Here is a 263-nt window from a genome sequence, read left to right as displayed (position 1 = left end):
AAGTGATCCTTCTGGCAATGGCTTGCAATTATCTGAAGCGCAACGCATTGAGCTTGCAAATTCATTATCGTCTTCCGATGGTTTAACGCCTTACAGCTTTGGTACTAATGGTATTATTTCACCTATGGCTAAAGATAACGAAGGTGAGGAGCTGCGTTTTAAATTAACCCACAACTACTTTATTACCGATGATTTGTTTTTGAATCAACAATTGCAGTATCGTAATTACACCTCAAGCTTTGCTCGTCAAACCGGGGCTTATA

At 39.5% G+C, this 263-nt stretch carries 1 pseudogene; it reads left to right on the top strand.

Features of this window, described 5'->3' with window-relative positions:
* Nucleotides 1-263 (top strand): annotated as a pseudogene (locus tag AAEY62_RS23025) (TonB-dependent receptor); the annotation flags it as partial.

The organism is Pseudoalteromonas sp. GW168-MNA-CIBAN-0100 (genome assembly GCF_040309225.1).
Classification (GTDB): Bacteria; Pseudomonadota; Gammaproteobacteria; order Enterobacterales; family Alteromonadaceae; genus Pseudoalteromonas; species Pseudoalteromonas arctica.
Note: the sequence above shows the minus strand (reverse complement) of the source record. Positions and strands in the feature narration are given on the sequence as shown.